The following is a 19,842-nucleotide window of genomic DNA, read 5'->3' on the forward strand; positions in this document are numbered from 1 at the left end:
CCTGTTTTATAGAAAGGACAATCTCATGAAAACGCTTAGTATCGATATTGAAACCTACAGTGATGTGCCGCTTCAGAAAACTGGAGTATATCGCTATGTAGAATCACCTGATTTTGAAATCTTACTCTTTGCCTACAGTATAGATAGCCAGCCTGTTCAAGTCATCGATCTTGCCTGCGGAGAACAGATTCCAAAAGAAATCCTTCTTGCTCTAGAGGATGAATGTGTCATCAAGTGGGCCTTCAACGCTTCCTTTGAACGCATCTGTCTTTCTCGTTTCTTAGGTTACCCGACCGGAGAATATCTGAACCCGGAAAGCTGGCGTTGCTCTATGATATGGTCCGCCACGATGGGGCTTCCTCTCTCTTTGGAGGGTGTCGGCGCTGTTCTGGGACTTGAAAAGCAAAAACTCTCAGAAGGTAAAGATCTCATCAAATACTTCTGCCAGCCTTGTGCTCCTACCAAAGCCAATGGTCAACGCACACGTAACCGCCCTTTCCACGCTCCGGACAAGTGGGCCCTGTTCAAGAAATATAACATCCGTGATGTAGAAACGGAAATGGGCATCCAGCAGAGGCTCACAAAGTTCCCGGTTTCAGCTCAGATCTGGGAGGAATATCATCTGGATCAAGAAATCAACGACCGTGGAGTCCGCTTGGATATGGATCTTGTTGTTGCCGCCATTGATATGGATACTCGCTCTAGGAATGAACTAACAAATACCATGAAAGAAATCACGGAGCTAGAAAATCCAAACTCCGTCCAGCAGATGAAGGCATGGCTTTCCGATAATGGACTGAAAACAGATACTCTTGGTAAGAAAGCTGTCACAGATCTCTTAAAGACCGCTCCACCAAAGCTTGCACAAGTTCTCACCCTAAGGCAGCAGCTAGCCAAATCCTCCGTCCGCAAATATCAGGCAATGGAAAAGACCGTTTGTGCCGATGGTCGTGCCCGTGGCATGTTCCAATTTTATGGAGCCAACCGCACTGGAAGATTTTCCGGTCGTAATATTCAGCTGCAAAATTTACCACAAAACCACCTGGCAGATCTTGCAGAAGCACGCTCACTGGTACGCTCTGGCGACTTTGAAGCCGTTAAACTCCTCTACGAAGATGTGCCGGATACACTCTCACAGCTTATCCGCACCGCTTTCATCCCCAGAGAAGGTACACAATTCCTGGTGGCTGACTTTTCTGCTATTGAAGCTCGTGTCATCGCATGGTTTGCCGGTGAAAAATGGCGACAGGATGTCTTTGCCAAAGGTGGTGACATCTACTGTGCCTCTGCAAGTCAAATGTTTAAGGTTCCCGTTGAGAAGCACGGTATCAATGGTCATCTCAGACAAAAAGGTAAAATTGCAGAACTTGCCCTTGGATACGGTGGTTCTGTGGGTGCACTAAAAGCAATGGGTGCTCTGGATATGGGGCTTACCGAAGATGAACTTCCCCCGCTGGTGGATGCATGGCGACAGTCCAATCCGAACATCATAAAATTCTGGTGGGATGTGGACCGTGCCGTCATGGAAGCTGTAAAGTTCAAACATACTACCTCACAATACGGTCTTACCTTCTCCTGCAGAAGCGGTATGCTTTTTATCACTCTCCCATCGGGAAGAAAACTGGCATATGTGAAACCGAAGATTGGGACAAATAAATTCGGTGGTCAGTGTATTACTTATGAAGGCATCGGAAGCACCAAAAAGTGGGACCGTCTTGATTCCTACGGTCCGAAATTTGTCGAAAACATCGTACAAGCCACTGCCCGTGATATTCTCTGCTATGCTATGCAGACACTTCGCTGCTGTTCTATCGTCATGCATATTCACGATGAAGTTGTCATCGAAGCTGATCCCAGCATGTCATTGGATGCAGTTTGTGAGCAAATGGGCCGTACACCACCTTGGGCCAAAGGTCTGCTGCTAAGGGCCGATGGCTATTCGACACCATTTTATAAAAAAGATTAGATTTTTTCGGCCAAACGGTAAACTCATCTCCATTTAGTAGTGGAGATAAAAATTTCATTTCTGTTTACATCAAAATGAGGCGTTCATCTCCAATGGATATTAGAGATGGACGTCCTTTCTTCATGTCCATCCAGAAAGGAGGAACCTGACATGTCGATCAGCAAATATAACAGCGAAGGCTACCCTGATCCTACTGCTTTTGGCGCACTTTCTTCTATCGAGAATGAAGCCCGTGCACTACGTGCTTTCAGGCCAATCGTATATATATGCTCTCCCTTTGCCGGAGACATTGAAAAGAATGTAGTTGCTGCCAGAACGTACAGCCGCTTTGCTGTGGAACAAGGATACATTCCTATCGCACCACACCTGCTGTTTCCACAGTTTTTAAATGATACCGACCCCAAAGAACGTGAACTTGGTCTCTTCTTCGGAAATGCCATCATGAGCAAATGCTCTGAGATCTGGGTCTTTGGAAGTCATATTTCTTCCGGCATGGAAGCAGAAATCAAACGAGCAAAGTGGAAAAATTACCGTTTGCGCTATTTCACAGAGAATCTTGAGGAGGTTTAACACATGTACGAAGTAAAAGAAAATTCAAGAATATTAAAAGACGGAACTGAAATCACAACCTATAGCAGAGATGTGGTCAGCTGCAACATCTTAGAGGTCGAGGCAGGAACTACCGGTTATTGCGGTGGCGATACCAGTCATGGCGGTCGCACCTATTTCCGTATTCAGGATGCAGCTTGCACAGATATGGAAATCCATAACTATACCACTCGCTGCGGCAGTAATGGTTTTGAGGTTTGTCTCGGTGGTGATTGCGAGTTAGAGACCATGATTCGAGCTTTGAAATTTATCACCAAGGTTCTCGAAGAAGAATCCAAGGAGGTGTATGACTGATGTTTACCATTTATTCTGCAGATGTTACCGGCAATCCCAGTAACTGTTCCTATCCACACAAGCATGTCATCTTAGACGAGGACAGCCTGAAAACTGCTATCTGCCACGACTATGTCTGTGCCGAATATAAAAACAGCTACCGCAACGGCGACAACTTCATCGGCAGCGACTGCCTTCCTGTGGACTGCGATAATGATCACTCTGAAAATCCGAATGACTGGGTCACTCCTGATGATATTATGCAGGCTTTTCCGGGTGTCAGCTTTGCTATCCATTATAGCCGCTACAATAACCGTGAGAAAAATGGCAAAGCCGCACGACCGAAGTTTCATGTGCTGTTTCCAATCGAATATGTATCGGATGCTTCACTCTACAGCGATATGAAAAAGCTGGTCAATTCCATCTTTCCGTATTTTGATACACAGGCACTAGATGCAGCTCGTTTCTTCTTTGGAACAACTACTGCGGATGTTGCAATCTATCCGGGGCGCATAAATCTGACTGAGTTTTTGGATGAGGACCTGTTCGATGAGAATCTGCCGGAAGGTCAATACGATGGTTTTGCCATTCCGGAAGGAAGTCGTAATGCAACTATGTCTCGTTTTGCCGGTCGTGTAATCAAAAAATACGGTGACTGTGACAAGGCATATCAAGCATTTATGGAAGAATCAACAAAGTGTACACCTCCGCTGGAAGCATCTGAGCTTGCAACTATCTGGCACAGTGCACAGCGTTTTTATGCACGACTCTCCCAGCAGGATGGCTACATTGCACCAGAAGTATATAATGACCCTTCCTGTTACAAGCCCGGAGACTATTCTGACGTAGGACAAGCTGAGGTGTTGGCAAAATACTTCTCTGGCGAGCTTCGATATTCTCCGGCTACCCACTTTATTCGATATTCTGATCATTACTGGCAGGAATCCGAACCGGGTGCACAAGCCGTGGCTCATGAGCTTACCAGAAGGCAACTGAAGGAATCTGGCAACGATATGCTCGAAGCTCTCGACAAATTGAAAAACTCCGGTGCACAGTCCCTGCTTGATTCCATGTCTAAGTCCAAGGCAGAACAGCTGATGAATGAGGATCAGATGGAAGCCTATCAGGAATTTCTGGCCGCAAAAGCATATCAACAGTTCGCTGTAAAGCGCAGGGATTCCAAGAATATTACTTCCACGCTAAAAGAGTCCCGTCCAATGCTGGAGATCTCACCTCGTGACCTTGATGCTGATTGCTTTGCTCTGTGTACACCAGAAGCAACCTATGACTTGCGTAAAGGAATGGCTGGTGCACGAGAACATCTGCCGGAAGATTTCATTACCAAAATTACATCGGTATCTCCGAATTATAAGGGCCAGCAAATTTGGCTGGACTGCCTTGATCTCATCTTTCGGGGTAATCAGGAACTCATCGATTATGTTCAGATGATTTGTGGTCTGGCTGCCATCGGCAAGGTTTATGTGGAAGCCCTCATCATTGCCTACGGTGATGGCCGCAATGGTAAGTCAACCTTCTGGAATGCTATTTCCAGAGTGCTTGGTCTTTACTCTGGCAACATCTCTGCTGACACACTCACTGTTGGCTGTCGCAGAAACATAAAACCGGAAATGGCCGAGGTCAAAGGTAAGAGACTTCTCATTGCCGCCGAGATGCAGGAAGGCGCTCGTCTGAATGATTCCACCGTCAAACAGCTCTGCTCTACAGATGATGTCTTTGCTGAGAAAAAGTACAAGGACCCGTTCTCGTTCAAACCGTGTCACACACTTGTACTCTACACCAACCATCTGCCTCGTGTCTCTGCATCCGATGATGGTATTTGGAGACGACTTATTGTCATCCCATTCAATGCCAAAATTACAGGAAGCAACGACATCAAGAACTATAGCGAGTATCTTTATGACAACGCTGGCGGTAGCATTTTGGCGTGGGTCATCGAAGGTTCCAAAAAAGTCATCGAGTCTGATTACCAGATTCCCGTGCCGGAGTGTGTACAGAATGCCATCGATGAATATCGTAGCCAGAACGATTGGTTTGGTCACTTTCTTTCTGACAAATGTGAAATTGACCCGTCCTATAAAGAAAGCTCTTCTTCTCTTTATCAGGCCTACCGCAACTATTCTCTGGATTGCAACGAGTATGTACGCAGTACCGCTGACTTCTACTTTGCATTGGAGAAAGCTGGCTTTGAGCGAGTTACCATGAGCAGAAAGCGTTACTTTAAGGGTCTGCGCTTACGTAAGGATACCGGTGCAGACGAGGATTTTATGAATTAGGGCCACTTATGACAAGGTGTATCAAGGTGTTTTATAAAACTTTTCTTAGGCCTACAAAAATATGAATAAGAAAAAGTATGGAAAATACCATTGATACACCTTGCACATCTTCAAATTAACGGCCTGATGGAGGACAAGTATGTTAGAAAAAACGATAGAAAAGAAATTGACAAATGCAGTAAAAAAGGCTGGTGGTATCGCGCCGAAGTTCGTGTCTCCTTCTTTCGCAGGGATGCCCGACCGTCTGATCTTATTACCTGATGGGAAGTTTGCCTTCGCAGAATTAAAGGCACCTGGAGAATCCCCACGCCCACTGCAAAAGGCACGGCACAGACTCCTTCGCTCTCTGGGCTTTCGAGTCTATGTGATTGATAGCATCGAACAGATTGGAGGAATGATTGATGAACTTCGCACCTCATGATTACCAGGCCTATGCCATTAACTATATTGAGACACATTCTGTAGCCGCCGTCTTGCTCGATATGGGTCTTGGAAAAACAGTTATTTCCTTGACTGCCATCTCTGATCTGTTATTCGATAGCTTTGAAGCCCACCGCATTCTTGTGATTGCCCCACTTCGAGTAGCCAGAGACACATGGCCCGCTGAAATCAAGAAATGGCAGCATCTGAAGCACCTGACTTTTGCTATCTGCGTCGGAACACCGAAAGAACGAAAAGCCGCTTTGATGGCCAGAGCCGATATAACAATCATCAACAGAGAAAATCTTCAATGGCTTATCGAGTCCAGTGGATTTCCCTTCGACTACGATATGGTGGTCATCGACGAGCTTTCTTCCTTCAAAAATCACAATTCAAAGAGGTTCAAATCTCTGCTGAAGGTAAGACCCAGCGTCAAGCGCATCATTGGCCTGACCGGAACACCAAGTAGTAATGGTCTCATGGATTTGTGGGCCGAGTTTCGATTACTGGATTTAGGAAAACGCCTCGGCCGCTTCATTACCGAGTACCGAAACAACTACTTTGTACCGGACAAAAGGAATGGTCAGATCATCTATTCCTATAAGCCACAGCCCTACGCGGAGGAACGTATCTATAGTCAAATTTCTGATATCACCATTTCCATGAAATCGACAGACCATCTGCAGATGCCAGAACTCATCTCTTCCGAGTATGAGGTTCATTTATCCGAAGATGAAATAAACAGATACGAGGATTTAAAACAGGAACTGGTGTTGGATCTCCCTGATGGAGAAATCACCGCAGCAAATGCCGCTTCTCTCACCGGAAAACTATCACAGCTTGCCAACGGTGCCATTTATTCTGATACCGGTGAAATCATCGAGTTCCATGACAGAAAGCTGGATGCTCTGGAGGATATCATCGAATCCGCAAATGGCAAATCCGTCCTTGTAGCCTACTGGTTCAAACATGACCTCTCACGAATCAAAAAGCGCTTTGATGTGAGAGAGATAAAATCCAGCAAGGACATCACCGACTGGAATGCTGGAAAAATTCCGGTTGCAGTCATTCATCCTGCATCTGCCGGTCATGGACTCAATCTACAGGCTGGTGGCTCCACCCTTATCTGGTTTGGGCTGACATGGTCACTGGAATTATATCAGCAGACCAACGCCCGACTGTGGAGACAGGGTCAAACCTCCGGAACCGTGGTGATAGAGCATATCATCACTAAAGGAACCATTGATGAGTGTATTTTGAAGGCTCTCTCCAAGAAGGAGCTGACACAGAATGCCCTTATCGATGCGGTAAAAGCAAATCTATGACAGTCTTTGACAAAACACGACAATCCGTGCAAATCCGAGGGAAATAAAACAATCCGGAGGTAAAGCATGAACGCAAAAGAATATTTATTACAGGCTCGCTATCTTGATGAACGCATCACATCAAAGACTCAACAGATTGCATCCTTAAATGATCTTGCTACCAAATGTACTTCTACCATTTCAGATATGCCGAGAAACCCAAATCACGGTGGTTCCAGAATGGAAGATGCCATTTTGAAAATCATTGATTTGGAGGATGGCCTGAAGAAAGACATCGAAAAGCTGGTGGATTTAAAGAAAGAAATCATTGGTGTTATCCATGCTGTTCCCAACGTAGAATATCAGATGCTACTGGAAAAACGCTATCTCTGCTTCATCACTTGGGAACAGATAGCAGTGGATCTGAACTACTCTATGCAACACATACATCGTATGCATAGCGCAGCATTAAAAGAAATCGTGGTTCCACAGATGGATGAGAGTTAATGTGATAGAATGAGAGTCCTTTCTTATGATAATATTACAATAGCGAAAGTGATAATCGCAGAAAGCCTTGTGGGAGTCAATCCTACAGGGCTTTTCTTATGCCAAAACGGAAGGAGGAATTCGATGCCAAGAAAACCAAAACGTCCCTGCTCCTATCCCGGATGCCCTAATCTGACAGACGGACGCTTCTGTCCAGTGCATGAAAAGACGGAAGCCAAACGATACGAGAAGTACGACCGAGATCCGAATACCAAGCGTCGCTATGGACGTGCATGGAAACGTATCCGTGACAGCTATGCTGCTGCCCATCCCCTTTGTGAGAGGTGCCTTGAGAATGGTGTCTACACACCAACCGAGCAGATACACCATGTAAAACCTCTTTCACAAGGTGGAACGCATGATAGAGAAAACTTGATGGCTCTTTGCAAATCCTGCCATGCCAAGATTCATGCGGAACATGGCGACCGTTGGCACAACCGGTAGGGGCGGTCTACTTCTCTACGGTGAAGTCACCGGGGAACGGGCGTGGGGTCTCACGCACAAAGTCGCAATTTCAAACGGGGTATATAGGCCCCTGAACTGGAGGTGTAAAAATGGCTAAGGACGGTACAAACCGTGGCGGCGCTCGTATCGGCGCTGGAGCCAAGAAAAAGCCCTTAGCTGACAGAATTGCTGAGGGAAATCCGGGCAAACGTGAGTTGACTGTCATCGACTTTACAGACAGCACTGTCGATTTAGAAGGTCAGCCGATGCCCAAACCATCCAAGATGTTATCTGCAAAGCAAAAGAACGGTAAAAAGCTAGTTGCTGCAGAAGTTTATAAGAAAACATGGAATTGGCTGCACGAACGTGGCTGCGCTGCTCTTGTCTCTCCGGAGCTTCTGGAGCGCTACGCCATGAGTGTTGCTCGTTGGATTCAATGCGAGGAAGCAATCACAGAGTTTGGCTTTCTTGCAAAACATCCGACTACCGGCAATGCTATTCAATCTCCTTATGTGGCCATGAGCCAGAACTTTATGAGTCAGACCAATCGTCTCTGGATGGAGATCTATCAAATCGTAAAAGAAAATTGTGCCACTGAATATAACGGAGCCACACCACAGGATGATGTGATGGAAAGACTCTTGCTGGCACGGAAAGGAAATTGATATGGATTTATCTGAATTTATGAGGTTACTAAAGAAGTATCGCAGGCATTTAACCTTCCAGCAGTTTAGCACGCTCAAAGGGCAGGCTAAAGCTGGTGACATAGATGCCGCTTTCAAGGGATTAAAAAAGTTATTGCACAGGAGGGCTACATCATGCTGATTGAAAAGAAAAATGTCGCAGATCTTCTTCCTGCTGATTACAATCCCCGAAAAGATTTGAAGCCCGGCGATAAAGAATATGAAAAATTAAAACGCTCCATTGAGCAGTTTGGCTATGTAGAACCAGTCATCTGGAATGCCACCACCTCTCGTGTCGTTGGCGGCCACCAGAGACTAAAGGTCCTCATTGATATGGGCATCACGGAAGTAGAATGCGTCATTGTTGAAATGGATGAGGATAAAGAGAAAGCACTGAATGTTGCTCTTAACAAAATCAGTGGTGAATGGGATAACGACAAGTTGGCCCTTCTTATCTCTGACCTGCAAGGCGCTGACTTTGACGTCTCCCTCACCGGATTTGAGCCAGAAGAACTTGAAGATCTGTTTCGTGAAGATACGAAAAAAGGTGTACAGGATGACAATTTTGATGTGGATGCTGAGCTTGTAAAACCGACCTTCTCCAAGACCGGTGACCTGTGGCTCCTTGGTGATCATCGTCTTGTCTGTGGTGACTCCACGAAGCCTGAAACCTGCGAACTTCTGATGAACGGAAAGAAGGCAAATCTGGTTGTGACCGACCCTCCGTACAATGTCAATTATGAAGGTAGCGCTGGCAAGATTAAGAACGACAATATTGAAAACGATGCCTTCTATCAATTCCTACTTGATGCCTACACTCGCATGTATGAAGCGATGGCAGATGATGCTTCTATCTACGTTTTCCACGCAGACACCGAAGGGTTCAACTTCCGTAGAGCCTTTGCCGATGCTGGTTTTTATCTCTCTGGCTGCTGCATCTGGAAAAAGCAGTCCCTTGTCCTTGGACGCAGCCCTTACCAGTGGATGCATGAGCCTTGCCTCTTCGGTTGGAAGAAATCCGGTAAGCATCAATGGTATACCGGACGAAAAGAAACGACCATCTGGGAATTTGATAAGCCTAAAAAGAATGGTGATCATCCTACAATGAAGCCTATTCCTCTTCTGGCCTATCCGATTATGAATTCCAGCATGACTAATTCTCTGGTCCTTGATCCATTTGGTGGTTCCGGCAGTACACTCATCGCATGCGAACAGACCGGTCGTATCTGCTACACCATTGAACTGGATGAAAAGTTCTGTGATGTCATCGTCAAACGCTACATCGAACAGGTCGGTTCCTCTGAGAAGGTTTCCGTCATCCGTGATGGATTAACCTATTCCTACGATGAAATTACTCCGGAGGCTGAGGATGCCACTCTTTTGTAAGTCGGTAATGTACACAATCCAGAAGGCACATATTTGTCGATGTTTTTCTCCGATATCGCTTGCTATTATGTGCCTTTAGAGTGATATATGTACTACCAAAACAAAGGAGGACACCACATGAAGATCATTTTAAACGAAACCGAAAGAAAGCCGCTGGCAGCCCTGCTTGGCGAGTACACAAACACAAAACCGCAATACCTGAGAGCTCCTTCCTACGCCTATCAGATTGGGGACCTTCTCCTGACACGCGAAGGAAACATTGAGGGTCCGGACACTGTGAGCCAAGCTGAATACGACGAATTGCTTGCTCTCTTGGACGCAAGTGGCTACTGCCCGAAAGAAACAGATTTTCATCCGGCTCAGGGACCAGAAGTTGAAGCAACTTCTACAGACGAAACAGGACTTACCATTACCATTCCACTTGAGGATGTTAATGTTGGGAACCTCACCAACCTTCTGGATGCCAAAGGATTCCTCATCAAGCATGCCCTGCACATTGATGACCTTCGCTTTGAACTGAGTGAAGACAATATTTCCTTCCCTTGGTTCTCAGCACTTCCTGCACCGGATGAAACCCACGCCTACAGCACACTGATTGCAGCCCTTTGTAAAATGAGCAAGGATCAGAAACGAATCAGCGCCACAGAAAAACCGGTAGACAACGAACGCTACGCTTTCCGTTGCTTTCTCCTTCGCCTCGGCTTCATCGGGGACGAGTACAAAACGGACCGCAAAATCCTGATGAGATATCTTCCGGGTAACAGCGCATTCAAAGGAGGTGAAGGCCATGCAATTTCCAAGTAAGGAACAGGTGGCCCGCCAGCGCCGCCTTTATCCAGCTGGCACTCGTATAGAGTTAGTCCAGATGGACGACGCACAGGCCCCTCCAGTGGGCACACGTGGCACCGTCATCGGTGTAGACGATACCGGAAGCATCATGGTGGATTGGGACAACGGATCTGGACTCAACATAATCTACGGTGTAGATCGCTGCCGGAAGGTTCCGACCAACGACTAAAATACACAGTTTTCTCCACGAATATTTGTGTACTATATGGCTCGAATTGACTTGCTATTATGTGCTTTTAGAGCGATATATAGTACTACCAAAAGAAAATACACATTTTTAGGAGGAACCTACCATGAAAGAAATCAGAACATTTGAAGCAGCCATTAAGCAGAATGCAAAGAGTCTTGAGGAACTCGGAATCAACGCAACCTTATTCTGGGCATACAGGACCAGCAAGGAAACCGGAAACGAGCTCATCGACTTCAATGAGGTCATTTGGGATTACGACATTGAAGAAATTGCTCAGACCTTAAGAGCCAACGGCATCACCGAATTTACCATCAGCTCCACCTTTTCAAGCCTCATCGAAACCCTTGCAGCTTTCGAGAAGCAAGACATCAGCATGACGGGCCTTACCACAGTAAAAGCTCGCTACACCGATTGGAAGACTGGCGAGCATGCCCTCATCCCTGCAATCAAAATGACGGTAAAGGAGGCATAAACCATGTGGAAAGAAGGAACGATCGGAATTCCAAAGAAAGACGGCGGATACAAAAGCGTAAAATACTGGGTCAAGCATTTTGATGAGCCAAACGAAGATTACGGTATCAACGGAGGTAAGATTTCAAAACTCAGCCTGAAGATGGATGGTAATTGGATTGCCAACTACGACAGAGGCTGGGACATCGAACCAACCTGCGAAGAAGCAAATCTTGCGCTTAGCATCCTGCTGAACGAATTAAATTGAACCACCTAAAAAAAATATCAGGCAGGACGGTCCCGGATGGGGCTGTTCCTCGTTATAGACGTCGCCACCTGGTGACTATTTTTATTTCTGCGAAAGGAGGCGCATACATTTGCGTAAACTTGAAAACTACACACCGACACGCTTTATGACTGCGGACTCCAGCTACAATAAACAGATGGCGGATTACGCAGTCAATTTTATTGAATGTCTCTGCCACACCAAAGGCACATGGGCCGGTAAGCCATTTGAGCTCATCGACTGGCAGGAACAGATTATAAGAGATATCTTTGGCACTTTGAAACCGAACGGCTATCGACAGTTTAACACTGCCTATGTGGAAATTCCTAAGAAAATGGGTAAGTCAGAGCTTGCTGCTGCCGTTGCCCTACTCCTTACCTGCGGTGATGGCGAAGAACGTGCTGAGGTGTATGGCTGTGCAGCTGACCGCCAGCAGGCAACCATTGTATTTGATGTGGCTGCCGATATGGTGCGTATGTGTCCTGCACTGAATCGGCGAGTAAAAATTCTTGCTTCCCAGAAGCGTATCGTCTACCAACCGACTAATAGCTTCTATCAGGTACTGTCCGCTGAGGCTTACTCAAAGCATGGTTTCAACATTCATGGCGTCGTATTCGATGAGCTACATACTCAGCCCAACAGAAAGCTCTTTGATGTTATGACTAAGGGCTCCGGAGACGCCAGGATGCAGCCGCTTTACTTCCTTATCACAACCGCCGGAACAGATACCAACAGCATTTGCTATGAAACGCACCAGAAGGCCAAGGACATCTTGGAAGGAAGGAAAATAGATCCAACCTTTTATCCTGTCATCTATGGTGCTGATGAAACCGATGACTGGACAGATCCGGAGGTCTGGAAGAAAGCAAATCCTTCTCTTGGTATCACGGTCGGCATTGATAAAGTTGAGGCTGCCTGTGAATCTGCAAAACAGAATCCCGGCGAGGAGAATTCCTTCAGACAGCTAAGACTTAACCAGTGGGTCAAGCAGGCAGTTCGTTGGATGCCAATGGAAAAATGGGATGCCTGCTCGTTCAAGGTTGATGAAGAATCCTTAGATGGTCGCGTCTGTTACGGTGGTCTGGATCTTTCCTCCACCACAGATATTACAGCATTCGTGCTGGTATTTCCTCCGCTGGATGAGGATGACAAGTTCTGTATCTTACCATATTTCTGGATACCGGAAGATACGCTTGATCTTCGAGTAAGGCGAGACCATGTTCCTTACGACGTCTGGGAACGTCAAGGCTTTCTGAAGACAACCGAAGGAAATGTTGTTCATTACGGCTACATCGAGAAATTCATCGAGCACCTTGGAGAACGATTCAACATTAGAGAAATTGCCTTTGACCGCTGGGGAGCTGTTCAGATGGTACAGAACCTTGAAGGTATGGGCTTTACTGTTGTTCCATTTGGTCAGGGATTTAAGGATATGTCTCCACCAACAAAAGAACTCATGAAGCTGACGCTGGAGCAAAAACTGGCTCACGGTGGTCATCCGGTGCTTCGATGGATGATGGATAACATTTATATCCGCACTGATCCGGCAGGAAATATAAAGGCAGACAAAGAAAAATCCACAGAGAAAATCGACGGAGCTGTTGCCACCATCATGGGGCTTGACCGTGCGATCCGCTGTGGAAACAATACCGGTGCTTCTGTCTACGATGAAAGAGGCATTTTATTCATATAAAAATGGAGCCCTTGTTTTCACACAAAAACTCCATTCCTAGTTACTTATTTGAATTTATAATTCCTTCGATGTCACGACCACCGTAAAATATTCGTGCTACTGTAACTGCCCTTTCCTCGTCATCAACCAGATAATACACGATAAAGTTGTCAACCGGAAGCTGATGCATTTTCATCGAATGCCAAGGCTCCCAATCAACTAACGCATAACGAGCTGGCATGAAATCCAATGAACGAACCTCTTTTCGGATGCGGCCCAGCTGAGCGGTAGCAGTTTCTGGAACAAGGAGTTCATTCGCAATGTACGAATAGATCTCACGTAAGTCGTCAAGCGCATCTACAGAATAGCCGACTTTATAGCTATCTGTCATATGCCAAACTCCTTTGCAAGTGCCGCATCGACTTCATCTGCAGAATATACCTTTCCTGCTTTGATGGAATCAACACCCTTCTGAAGTTCTGCATCAAGCTGTTCTCTGGTCATTGCACCAACAGCTAATGGCTTAGAAGAAGGAAGTTTCAGTTCAAATGGCATACCCTTCTTCAGTACGATCTGGCTATAAAGCATCTGAATTGCACTGGATGGAGAAATGCCAAGCTGAGAAAGAATGCTCTCAGCATTATCCTTGAGATTGGTATCTATTCTTGCATAAACAGCGGATGTATTTGCCATAGTATCGCCTCCTTTTTCTTTATTATATTCGCTTTTGCTTGCGATTGCAAGCATTTGCATAGATTATTTTATGACAAAACTTTGAATTTTATACGCCCTTTACGGCAGAAAGGAATATTTATGGGATTCTTATCAGGACTGTTTCACTCAAGAGACAAGCCCACCAACAGCACCAATGGTAGTGCCTACCGCTTTCTCTTTGGTGTAAGCAACTCCGGCAAAGCCGTCAATGAACGAAGTGCCATGCAGATGACTGCAGTCTATGCTTGCGTCAGAATTCTTTCGGAGTCCATCGCTGGGCTTCCGGTTCATGTCTATAAATACACAGACTCTGGCAGCAAAGAAAAAGCCATCAAACATCCACTATACCGATTGATACATGATGAGCCAAATCCGGAAATGACATCCTTTGTCTTCCGGGAAACTTTGATGACGCATCTGCTTCTTTATGGAAATGCCTATGCGCAAATTATCCGAAATGGCAAAGGCGAAGTCATCGCACTCTATCCGCTAATGGCCAATCGAATGAGTGTGGATCGTGACGATAAAGGGCGTCTTTACTACCAATATCAAATGCAAGATTCCGATGCACCAACTATGAAAAACGGAACAGTCATCCTAAAGCCATCGGATGTACTCCACATTCCAGGCCTTGGCTTTGACGGTCTGGTCGGTTACTCTCCTATTGCTATGGCTAAAAACGCTATCGGTCTTGCAATTGCGACCGAGGAATATGGTGCTAAGTTCTTTGCAAATGGTGCTACTCCAGGAGGCATACTGGAATATCCCGGCACCGTAAAAAATCCTGAAGCTGTCAGAGAAAGCTGGACCAAAGGCTTCTCTGGAAACAACTCTCATAAGGTAGCTGTTTTGGAAGAAGGCATGAAATACACGCCTATCTCCATTTCACCAAATGAAGCACAATTTCTGGAAACAAGAAAATTTCAGATTGATGAAATAGCTCGAATCTTCAGGGTGCCACCTCATATGGTCGGTGATCTGGAAAAGTCGAGCTTTTCTAATATTGAGCAGCAATCTCTCGAATTTGTGAAGTACACCTTGGAGCCTTGGATTGTCCGTTGGGAGCAGTCCATTAACCGAGCCCTTCTATCTGAATCAGAGAAGACTGCTTATTTTGTAAAGTTCAATGTCGACGGTCTCTTGCGAGGTGATTATCAGAGCCGAATGAACGGTTACGCCACTGCAAGACAGAATGGCTGGATGTCTGCAAACGATATCCGTGAACTTGAAAACCTAGACCTCATCCCACCGGAACTTGGTGGTGACTTATATCTCATCAACGGAAACATGACCAAACTGGAGGATGCAGGAATATTCGCAGCGAGCGACACAGGGGACCCCGAAGAGTTGAATAACTCTTTGGGGAGAGGACGAGCAGCGAAACAAATGAGCTTTTCGCACTCGTGCGGAAACGAATGCTGTGTAGCTTGTGAGGACGACAGAAAGGAGGACGAGAACGATGAAGAAGTTCTGGAAGTGGAAGAATCAGACGGTGACCAATCAGGAGACGCAGGAACAGACACTGGAGAGGACACTGTTTCTAAACGGCACCATCGCAGAGGAAAGCTGGTTTGATGACGATATCACACCTAAGCTCTTTCGAGATGAGCTGTTTGCAGGAAACGGAGACATCACCATTTGGATTAACTCTCCGGGAGGCGACTGCGTGGCTGCAGCTCAGATTTACAACATGATGATGGAATATCCCGGCAATGTCACTGTGAAGATTGATGGCATCGCAGCCTCTGCTGCATCTGTCATCGCTATGGCTGGTACAAGAGTGCTGGTATCACCAGTTTCCATGCTCATGATTCATAATCCAATGACTGCAGCTATGGGAGATACATCTGAAATGCAAAAGGCTATTGCCATGTTGGATGAAGTCAAGGAATCCATCATCAACGCCTACGAAATCAAAACGGGCATGAGCCGTGCCAAGCTCTCTCATCTTATGGATGCCGAAACCTGGATGGATGCACACACAGCTATCGATATGGGTTTTGCCGACGAAATCCTGGCAAGGCCTGCAGAAACACCTGTAGAAAATAATGCGACTGGCCCGATGCTCTTCTCTCGTGCAGCGGTGACCAATTCTCTTATGGATAAGCTGGCTGCAAAGTGCCGCATTAAGAAGCCTGAAACACCGGAACGCTCTGTGGATTCTCTCATGGAGCGTCTTGACCTAATCAAACAATACATTTAATGGAGGTATTCAACTATGACTATTTTAGAACTGCGCGAAAAGCGCAATACAGCGTGGAATGCTGCAAAGGCATTTCTCGATTCTCACCGTACCGAGAAAGGTACTCTTACTGCCGAGGACGATGCTACTTATTCCAGAATGGAACAGGAAATCGCCGATCTTGGTAAAGAAATTGCTCGTCTTGAAAGACAAGAAGCATTGGAGGCCGAGCTTAATAAGCCGGTAAACAAGCCTCTCACTTCTAAGCCGGGGAATTCTGCCACAGATAAACCTGTAAAAACTGGTCGTGCTTCTGATGAATACAAGAATGGTATGCTTCAGGCACTCCGCACCAACTTCCGTCAGGTATCTAATATTCTACAGGAAGGTGTTGATGCCGATGGTGGCTACCTTGTGCCGGAGGAATATGACAGTCGTTTGATTGATGTTCTTACCGAAGAAAACATCATGAGAAGTCTTGGACACACTATCACAACTTCCGGTGACCATAAGATCAACATCGCTGCTACGAAACCTGCGGCTGCATGGATTGAGGAAGGTGGCGCACTTCAGTTTTCTGATGCGACCTTCAGTCAGATCCTTTTGGATGCGCACAAACTCCATGTAGCTATCAAGGTCACTGAAGAACTTCTCTATGATAATGCCTTCGGTCTTGAAAATTACATCATCGATCAGTTTGGTAAGGCTTTGGCAAATGCCGAGGAGGATGCATTCCTCAACGGCGACGGTTCCGGCAAACCGACCGGCCTTTTCGCTGCGACTGGCGGCGGCACGGTAGCAGGTACGCTTTCTGCTGCGATCAAGTCTGATGATATGCTTGACCTGGTATACGCTCTTAAGCGTCCGTATCGCAAGAATGCAAGTTTCATCATGAACGATAAAACACTGGCACAGCTCCGCAAGCTGAAGGATAACAATGGTGCATACATCTGGCAGCCATCTTATCAGACCGGTGAACCGGATAAGGTACTTGGCTATGCCGTTCATACCTCTGCATATGCGCCGGAGAATGCTATCGCTTTCGGTGATTACAGCTATTACAACATTGGTGATCGTGGTACTCGCTCCTTCAAGCAGCTCACTGAGCTCTTTGCAGGCAACGGTATGATTGGCTATGTAGCAAAGGAACGTGTCGATGGCAAGCTGATTCTTCCGGAAGCAGTACAGATTTTGAAACTCAGTGGTTCTTCTAAGGGCTAAGCATGAAAGGTAGCGTCTTCTTTTATGAGGGCGCTACCTTCCTTTTATGATTGGAGGCGATAAACGATGATTGTCACTTTAGAAGAAATGAAGCAGTATCTCCGAGTGGATTTTGATGATGACGATTTCCTCATCGAGACGCTCATCACATCAGCTACACGCCTCTGCATGGATATTACAAGGCAGAATGAAGATGTCTTTGAAGAAAGTGAGAATGCAAAGCCTGCTGTCTATTATGCGGTAGCCTACCTCTACGAACATCGTGAGGAAGCTGACCATCATGCTCTGACACTGACTTTGCGCTCTCTTCTCTTCGGTTCCAGAAAGGAGGCTTTCTGATGAATATTGAGCTGCTAAATGTTCGCATCTACATTCAGAAGAATGAAGTCATCTCCGATTCAATTGGAAATCGAAAGAACACTTGGAAAGATTACTACACCTGCTATGCCACCGTTAGTGCAGAAGCTGGAAAGGAATCCACCGATGCCGGTCTTGTCATAGATGATTCCAAGATTGATTTTACGATCCGTTACTGCAAGAAAGCTGCTGCTCTTACCTCTACTGGATATCGGGTACAGTTTGGAAGTGAACTATACGATATTTTAGCAGTAGACCATATGAATTTTAAGCGAAAATGTATCAAACTCTCCTGTCAGAAAGTGAGGCGGTGACATGACCCAGAAAGTAAAAATTAACGCTCTCGCAGAAGCTGTTATGAAAGAACTGACCGAATATGCTAACCTTGCGACGGTAGATATGAAAGCTGCTGTCAAAAAAGCCGGTAACACTGTAAAGAAGCAGATACAAAGTACTGCTCCAAAAGATACTGGTGCCTACGGCAAGAGCTGGTCAGTGAAGAACACAAAGGAAACCTCCAAATCACTGGAGGTCACTGTGTATTCCAGAAATCGCTATCAGTTAGCTCACCTCCTGGAATTCGGTCATGCCAAGCGTGGCGGTGGCCGTGTGGCCGGTCGTTCCCACATTGCCCCTGCCGAAGAAGCCGGTATCAAAGAACTGGAATCTGAGATTGAGAGGTGTCTGAAAAATGGATAGATTACTGCAAATCCTATCGGAGATGGCCCTCCCCTTTGCTTACGACCACTTTGCTGAAGGAGAATCGCCAAATCCACCATTCATCTGCTACCTGCATCCGGGAAGCGATAACTTCTCCGCAGATGGCCGTGTCTATTACAAAATCAACGAGGTTCGTATTGAACTCTACTGTGATAGCAAGGACCCGGCATTGGAAGCAACACTGGAAGCTGTGCTTGATGAGCACGGCATTTTTTATAACAAAACAGAGGTCTGGATTGAGAGTGAGAAGCTCTATGAAGTCCTCTACACATTTGAAATGGAGGTCTAATCAACATGGGTAATAAAGTCAAATATAACCTAAAAAATGTTCATGCTGCCAAGCTCACTCGTAGTGAGGACGGCTCCTTTACCTACGCTAAGCCAAAGGCTATTCCCGGTGCAGTCAGCATCAGTTTGGATGCCGAGGGTGACAGCTCTCCGTTCTATGCCGATGGTATCGTATATTTCCGTTCCACTGCCAACAACGGTTACAGTGGTGATTTGGAAATCGCACTCATTCCGGAATGGTTCCGTACAGAAATTCTGAAAGAAGATCTTGATAAAAACGGCGTGCTTATTGAAAATGCAACCATCACCGAACTGGAGAAGTTCGCATTGCTCTTTGAGTTTGACGGTGATGTCAGAAGCATTCGCCATGTGCTTTACAACTGCACTTCCTCTCGTCCTTCCATTGAATCTGAGACTAAAGAGGATACCATCGAGCCGGGTAAAGAAAAGCTCACGCTTACCGCTGATCCTAGAGAGGATGGTCTCGTCAAGAGCCGCACCGGTGATGCGACAGATGCAGAAATTTATAAAAACTGGTACCAGCAGGTTTATGTGCCGGTACCTAAAACAGAAGGATAAGGAGGACGTAAGGCATGTTAGAAAAAACAATTACAATCGGTGATAAGCGAGTCAAATTCCGTTCCTCCGCGACTATCCCCAGACTCTACCGTGCAAAATTCAAGCGTGATATCTTCAAAGACCTCTCACGTCTGGAATCATCCTATAAGGGTAACTCTGATGATGGCTCATCCTTTGAGATCGAAGACTTGGAGATTTTTGAGAACGTGGCCTATATCATGGCCTACCATGCTGACCACAGTATTCCGGCAACCATTGAAGAGTGGCTGGATGAATTTGAGATGTTCTCCATCTATGAGGTACTTCCTGAAATTCTCGAACTCTGGGGCATGAATCTTCAGACAGAAATTGAATCTAAAAAAAACTTCATCGCAGTAGCCGGGAAATGACCACACCGTTGTTTCTCCTG

26 protein-coding genes are annotated in these 19,842 nt (G+C 46.1%); 24 read left to right on the forward strand and 2 right to left on the reverse strand.

Annotation, left to right across the window (positions count from 1 at the left end):
- Positions 1 to 25 precede the first annotated feature (25 nt).
- The 15 genes from KQI75_RS03095 to KQI75_RS03165 all read left to right on the forward strand — a co-directional run bounded on the left by KQI75_RS03095 (position 26) and on the right by KQI75_RS03165 (position 13,393).
- Positions 26 to 1,966 (forward strand): DNA polymerase, encoded by a 1,941-nt coding sequence (locus KQI75_RS03095; protein WP_216469211.1) that lies wholly within the window; start codon positions 26 to 28, stop codon positions 1,964 to 1,966.
- Between the two features lie 150 nt (positions 1,967 to 2,116).
- Positions 2,117 to 2,536 (forward strand): DUF7768 domain-containing protein, encoded by a 420-nt coding sequence (locus KQI75_RS03100; protein WP_216469212.1) that lies wholly within the window; start codon positions 2,117 to 2,119, stop codon positions 2,534 to 2,536.
- A 3-nt stretch (positions 2,537 to 2,539) separates the two neighbouring features.
- Positions 2,540 to 2,869 carry a hypothetical protein gene (locus KQI75_RS03105; RefSeq protein WP_216469213.1) on the forward strand — a complete coding sequence of 110 codons (330 nt, stop codon included), beginning with the start codon at positions 2,540 to 2,542 and terminating at the stop codon, positions 2,867 to 2,869.
- Entirely contained in the window at positions 2,869 to 5,142 is a 2,274-nt protein-coding gene (locus KQI75_RS03110; RefSeq protein WP_216469215.1) for a phage/plasmid primase, P4 family, read from the forward strand. Before KQI75_RS03105 ends, KQI75_RS03110 begins: the two co-directional genes overlap by 1 nt.
- A 139-nt stretch (positions 5,143 to 5,281) precedes the next feature.
- A complete protein-coding gene (locus tag KQI75_RS03115) occupies positions 5,282 to 5,563 on the forward strand; it encodes a VRR-NUC domain-containing protein (RefSeq protein WP_216469216.1) in 282 nt (93 codons plus the stop codon).
- Positions 5,544 to 6,887: a DEAD/DEAH box helicase gene (locus KQI75_RS03120; RefSeq protein WP_216469218.1), complete on the forward strand. Its 1,344-nt coding sequence runs from the start codon at positions 5,544 to 5,546 to the stop codon at positions 6,885 to 6,887. The genes KQI75_RS03115 and KQI75_RS03120 overlap by 20 nt, the downstream gene beginning before the upstream one ends.
- A 66-nt stretch (positions 6,888 to 6,953) precedes the next feature.
- Positions 6,954 to 7,373, forward strand: a complete 420-nt coding sequence (locus KQI75_RS03125; RefSeq protein WP_216469220.1) for a hypothetical protein — start codon at positions 6,954 to 6,956, stop codon at positions 7,371 to 7,373.
- Between the two features lie 123 nt (positions 7,374 to 7,496).
- Complete coding sequence (locus KQI75_RS03130) at positions 7,497 to 7,856, forward strand: HNH endonuclease (protein ID WP_216469221.1); 360 nt, start codon at positions 7,497 to 7,499, stop codon at positions 7,854 to 7,856.
- Between the two features lie 110 nt (positions 7,857 to 7,966).
- Entirely contained in the window at positions 7,967 to 8,521 is a 555-nt protein-coding gene (locus KQI75_RS03135; RefSeq protein WP_008817762.1) for a P27 family phage terminase small subunit, read from the forward strand.
- A 153-nt stretch (positions 8,522 to 8,674) separates the two neighbouring features.
- Complete coding sequence (locus tag KQI75_RS03140) at positions 8,675 to 9,925, forward strand: site-specific DNA-methyltransferase (protein WP_216469223.1); 1,251 nt, start codon at positions 8,675 to 8,677, stop codon at positions 9,923 to 9,925.
- Between the two features lie 117 nt (positions 9,926 to 10,042).
- Positions 10,043 to 10,729, forward strand: coding sequence for a virulence (locus KQI75_RS03145; protein WP_216469224.1), 687 nt, complete (start codon positions 10,043 to 10,045; stop codon positions 10,727 to 10,729).
- On the forward strand, positions 10,713 to 10,943 hold the full coding sequence (locus tag KQI75_RS03150) for a DUF4314 domain-containing protein (RefSeq protein WP_216469228.1): 231 nt from the start codon (positions 10,713 to 10,715) through the stop codon (positions 10,941 to 10,943). Before KQI75_RS03145 ends, KQI75_RS03150 begins: the two co-directional genes overlap by 17 nt.
- Positions 10,944 to 11,067: 124 nt before the next feature.
- Positions 11,068 to 11,436, forward strand: coding sequence for a DUF7698 family protein (locus tag KQI75_RS03155; protein WP_216469229.1), 369 nt, complete (start codon positions 11,068 to 11,070; stop codon positions 11,434 to 11,436).
- Between the two features lie 3 nt (positions 11,437 to 11,439).
- On the forward strand, positions 11,440 to 11,682 hold the full coding sequence (locus KQI75_RS03160; RefSeq protein WP_216469231.1) for a DUF7678 domain-containing protein: 243 nt from the start codon (positions 11,440 to 11,442) through the stop codon (positions 11,680 to 11,682).
- Between the two features lie 109 nt (positions 11,683 to 11,791).
- On the forward strand, positions 11,792 to 13,393 hold the full coding sequence (locus KQI75_RS03165) for a terminase large subunit (protein WP_216469233.1): 1,602 nt from the start codon (positions 11,792 to 11,794) through the stop codon (positions 13,391 to 13,393).
- 40 nt (positions 13,394 to 13,433) lie between these two features.
- Here KQI75_RS03165 and KQI75_RS03170 read toward each other — a convergent pair whose 3' ends face one another.
- Positions 13,434 to 13,763: a type II toxin-antitoxin system RelE/ParE family toxin gene (locus tag KQI75_RS03170; RefSeq protein WP_008817773.1), complete on the reverse strand. Its 330-nt coding sequence runs from the start codon at positions 13,761 to 13,763 to the stop codon at positions 13,434 to 13,436.
- Positions 13,760 to 14,065 (reverse strand): type II toxin-antitoxin system RelB/DinJ family antitoxin, encoded by a 306-nt coding sequence (locus KQI75_RS03175; protein ID WP_009587702.1) that lies wholly within the window; start codon positions 14,063 to 14,065, stop codon positions 13,760 to 13,762. Before KQI75_RS03175 ends, KQI75_RS03170 begins: the two co-directional genes overlap by 4 nt.
- Positions 14,066 to 14,185: 120 nt before the next feature.
- Here KQI75_RS03175 and KQI75_RS03180 point away from each other — a divergent pair, with 120 nt between their 5' ends.
- The 9 genes from KQI75_RS03180 (at position 14,186) to KQI75_RS03220 (ending at position 19,822) form a co-directional block, all read left to right on the forward strand.
- Entirely contained in the window at positions 14,186 to 15,661 is a 1,476-nt protein-coding gene (locus KQI75_RS03180; protein WP_216469235.1) for a phage portal protein, read from the forward strand.
- Positions 15,546 to 16,289, forward strand: a complete 744-nt coding sequence (locus KQI75_RS03185; protein WP_246566323.1) for a head maturation protease, ClpP-related — start codon at positions 15,546 to 15,548, stop codon at positions 16,287 to 16,289. Before KQI75_RS03180 ends, KQI75_RS03185 begins: the two co-directional genes overlap by 116 nt.
- A 15-nt stretch (positions 16,290 to 16,304) precedes the next feature.
- Positions 16,305 to 17,489 (forward strand): phage major capsid protein, encoded by a 1,185-nt coding sequence (locus tag KQI75_RS03190; protein WP_216469237.1) that lies wholly within the window; start codon positions 16,305 to 16,307, stop codon positions 17,487 to 17,489.
- Between the two features lie 66 nt (positions 17,490 to 17,555).
- Positions 17,556 to 17,828, forward strand: coding sequence for a head-tail connector protein (locus KQI75_RS03195; RefSeq protein WP_008817778.1), 273 nt, complete (start codon positions 17,556 to 17,558; stop codon positions 17,826 to 17,828).
- Positions 17,828 to 18,160 carry a phage head closure protein gene (locus KQI75_RS03200; RefSeq protein ID WP_216469239.1) on the forward strand — a complete coding sequence of 111 codons (333 nt, stop codon included), beginning with the start codon at positions 17,828 to 17,830 and terminating at the stop codon, positions 18,158 to 18,160. Before KQI75_RS03195 ends, KQI75_RS03200 begins: the two co-directional genes overlap by 1 nt.
- Position 18,161: 1 nt before the next feature.
- Positions 18,162 to 18,545 (forward strand): HK97 gp10 family phage protein, encoded by a 384-nt coding sequence (locus KQI75_RS03205; protein WP_216469240.1) that lies wholly within the window; start codon positions 18,162 to 18,164, stop codon positions 18,543 to 18,545.
- Positions 18,538 to 18,855, forward strand: coding sequence for a hypothetical protein (locus KQI75_RS03210; RefSeq protein WP_216469241.1), 318 nt, complete (start codon positions 18,538 to 18,540; stop codon positions 18,853 to 18,855). The genes KQI75_RS03205 and KQI75_RS03210 overlap by 8 nt, the downstream gene beginning before the upstream one ends.
- Positions 18,856 to 18,860: 5 nt before the next feature.
- Positions 18,861 to 19,433: a major tail protein gene (locus KQI75_RS03215; protein ID WP_216469242.1), complete on the forward strand. Its 573-nt coding sequence runs from the start codon at positions 18,861 to 18,863 to the stop codon at positions 19,431 to 19,433.
- Between the two features lie 14 nt (positions 19,434 to 19,447).
- A complete protein-coding gene (locus KQI75_RS03220) occupies positions 19,448 to 19,822 on the forward strand; it encodes a hypothetical protein (RefSeq protein ID WP_216469243.1) in 375 nt (124 codons plus the stop codon).
- Positions 19,823 to 19,842 lie beyond the last annotated feature (20 nt).

This window comes from Butyricicoccus intestinisimiae, assembly GCF_018918345.1.
Lineage (GTDB): Bacteria > Bacillota > Clostridia > Oscillospirales > Butyricicoccaceae > Butyricicoccus_A > Butyricicoccus_A intestinisimiae.

Bases quoted from the DNA above. Each gene is read 5' to 3' on its own strand.
- KQI75_RS03095 (WP_216469211.1), top strand. From the start codon at position 26: ATGAAAACGCTTAGTATCGATATTGAAACCTACAGTGATGTGCCGCTT.
- KQI75_RS03100 (WP_216469212.1), top strand. From the start codon at position 2,117: ATGTCGATCAGCAAATATAACAGCGAAGGCTACCCTGATCCTACTGCT.
- KQI75_RS03105 (WP_216469213.1), top strand. From the start codon at position 2,540: ATGTACGAAGTAAAAGAAAATTCAAGAATATTAAAAGACGGAACTGAA.
- KQI75_RS03110 (WP_216469215.1), top strand. From the start codon at position 2,869: ATGTTTACCATTTATTCTGCAGATGTTACCGGCAATCCCAGTAACTGT.
- KQI75_RS03115 (WP_216469216.1), top strand. From the start codon at position 5,282: ATGTTAGAAAAAACGATAGAAAAGAAATTGACAAATGCAGTAAAAAAG.
- KQI75_RS03120 (WP_216469218.1), top strand. From the start codon at position 5,544: ATGAACTTCGCACCTCATGATTACCAGGCCTATGCCATTAACTATATT.
- KQI75_RS03125 (WP_216469220.1), top strand. From the start codon at position 6,954: ATGAACGCAAAAGAATATTTATTACAGGCTCGCTATCTTGATGAACGC.
- KQI75_RS03130 (WP_216469221.1), top strand. From the start codon at position 7,497: ATGCCAAGAAAACCAAAACGTCCCTGCTCCTATCCCGGATGCCCTAAT.
- KQI75_RS03135 (WP_008817762.1), top strand. From the start codon at position 7,967: ATGGCTAAGGACGGTACAAACCGTGGCGGCGCTCGTATCGGCGCTGGA.
- KQI75_RS03140 (WP_216469223.1), top strand. From the start codon at position 8,675: ATGCTGATTGAAAAGAAAAATGTCGCAGATCTTCTTCCTGCTGATTAC.
- KQI75_RS03145 (WP_216469224.1), top strand. From the start codon at position 10,043: ATGAAGATCATTTTAAACGAAACCGAAAGAAAGCCGCTGGCAGCCCTG.
- KQI75_RS03150 (WP_216469228.1), top strand. From the start codon at position 10,713: ATGCAATTTCCAAGTAAGGAACAGGTGGCCCGCCAGCGCCGCCTTTAT.
- KQI75_RS03155 (WP_216469229.1), top strand. From the start codon at position 11,068: ATGAAAGAAATCAGAACATTTGAAGCAGCCATTAAGCAGAATGCAAAG.
- KQI75_RS03160 (WP_216469231.1), top strand. From the start codon at position 11,440: ATGTGGAAAGAAGGAACGATCGGAATTCCAAAGAAAGACGGCGGATAC.
- KQI75_RS03170 (WP_008817773.1), bottom strand. From the start codon at position 13,763: ATGACAGATAGCTATAAAGTCGGCTATTCTGTAGATGCGCTTGACGAC.
- KQI75_RS03175 (WP_009587702.1), bottom strand. From the start codon at position 14,065: ATGGCAAATACATCCGCTGTTTATGCAAGAATAGATACCAATCTCAAG.
- KQI75_RS03180 (WP_216469235.1), top strand. From the start codon at position 14,186: ATGGGATTCTTATCAGGACTGTTTCACTCAAGAGACAAGCCCACCAAC.
- KQI75_RS03185 (WP_246566323.1), top strand. From the start codon at position 15,546: ATGAAGAAGTTCTGGAAGTGGAAGAATCAGACGGTGACCAATCAGGAG.
- KQI75_RS03190 (WP_216469237.1), top strand. From the start codon at position 16,305: ATGACTATTTTAGAACTGCGCGAAAAGCGCAATACAGCGTGGAATGCT.
- KQI75_RS03195 (WP_008817778.1), top strand. From the start codon at position 17,556: ATGATTGTCACTTTAGAAGAAATGAAGCAGTATCTCCGAGTGGATTTT.
- KQI75_RS03200 (WP_216469239.1), top strand. From the start codon at position 17,828: ATGAATATTGAGCTGCTAAATGTTCGCATCTACATTCAGAAGAATGAA.
- KQI75_RS03205 (WP_216469240.1), top strand. From the start codon at position 18,162: ATGACCCAGAAAGTAAAAATTAACGCTCTCGCAGAAGCTGTTATGAAA.
- KQI75_RS03210 (WP_216469241.1), top strand. From the start codon at position 18,538: ATGGATAGATTACTGCAAATCCTATCGGAGATGGCCCTCCCCTTTGCT.
- KQI75_RS03215 (WP_216469242.1), top strand. From the start codon at position 18,861: ATGGGTAATAAAGTCAAATATAACCTAAAAAATGTTCATGCTGCCAAG.
- KQI75_RS03220 (WP_216469243.1), top strand. From the start codon at position 19,448: ATGTTAGAAAAAACAATTACAATCGGTGATAAGCGAGTCAAATTCCGT.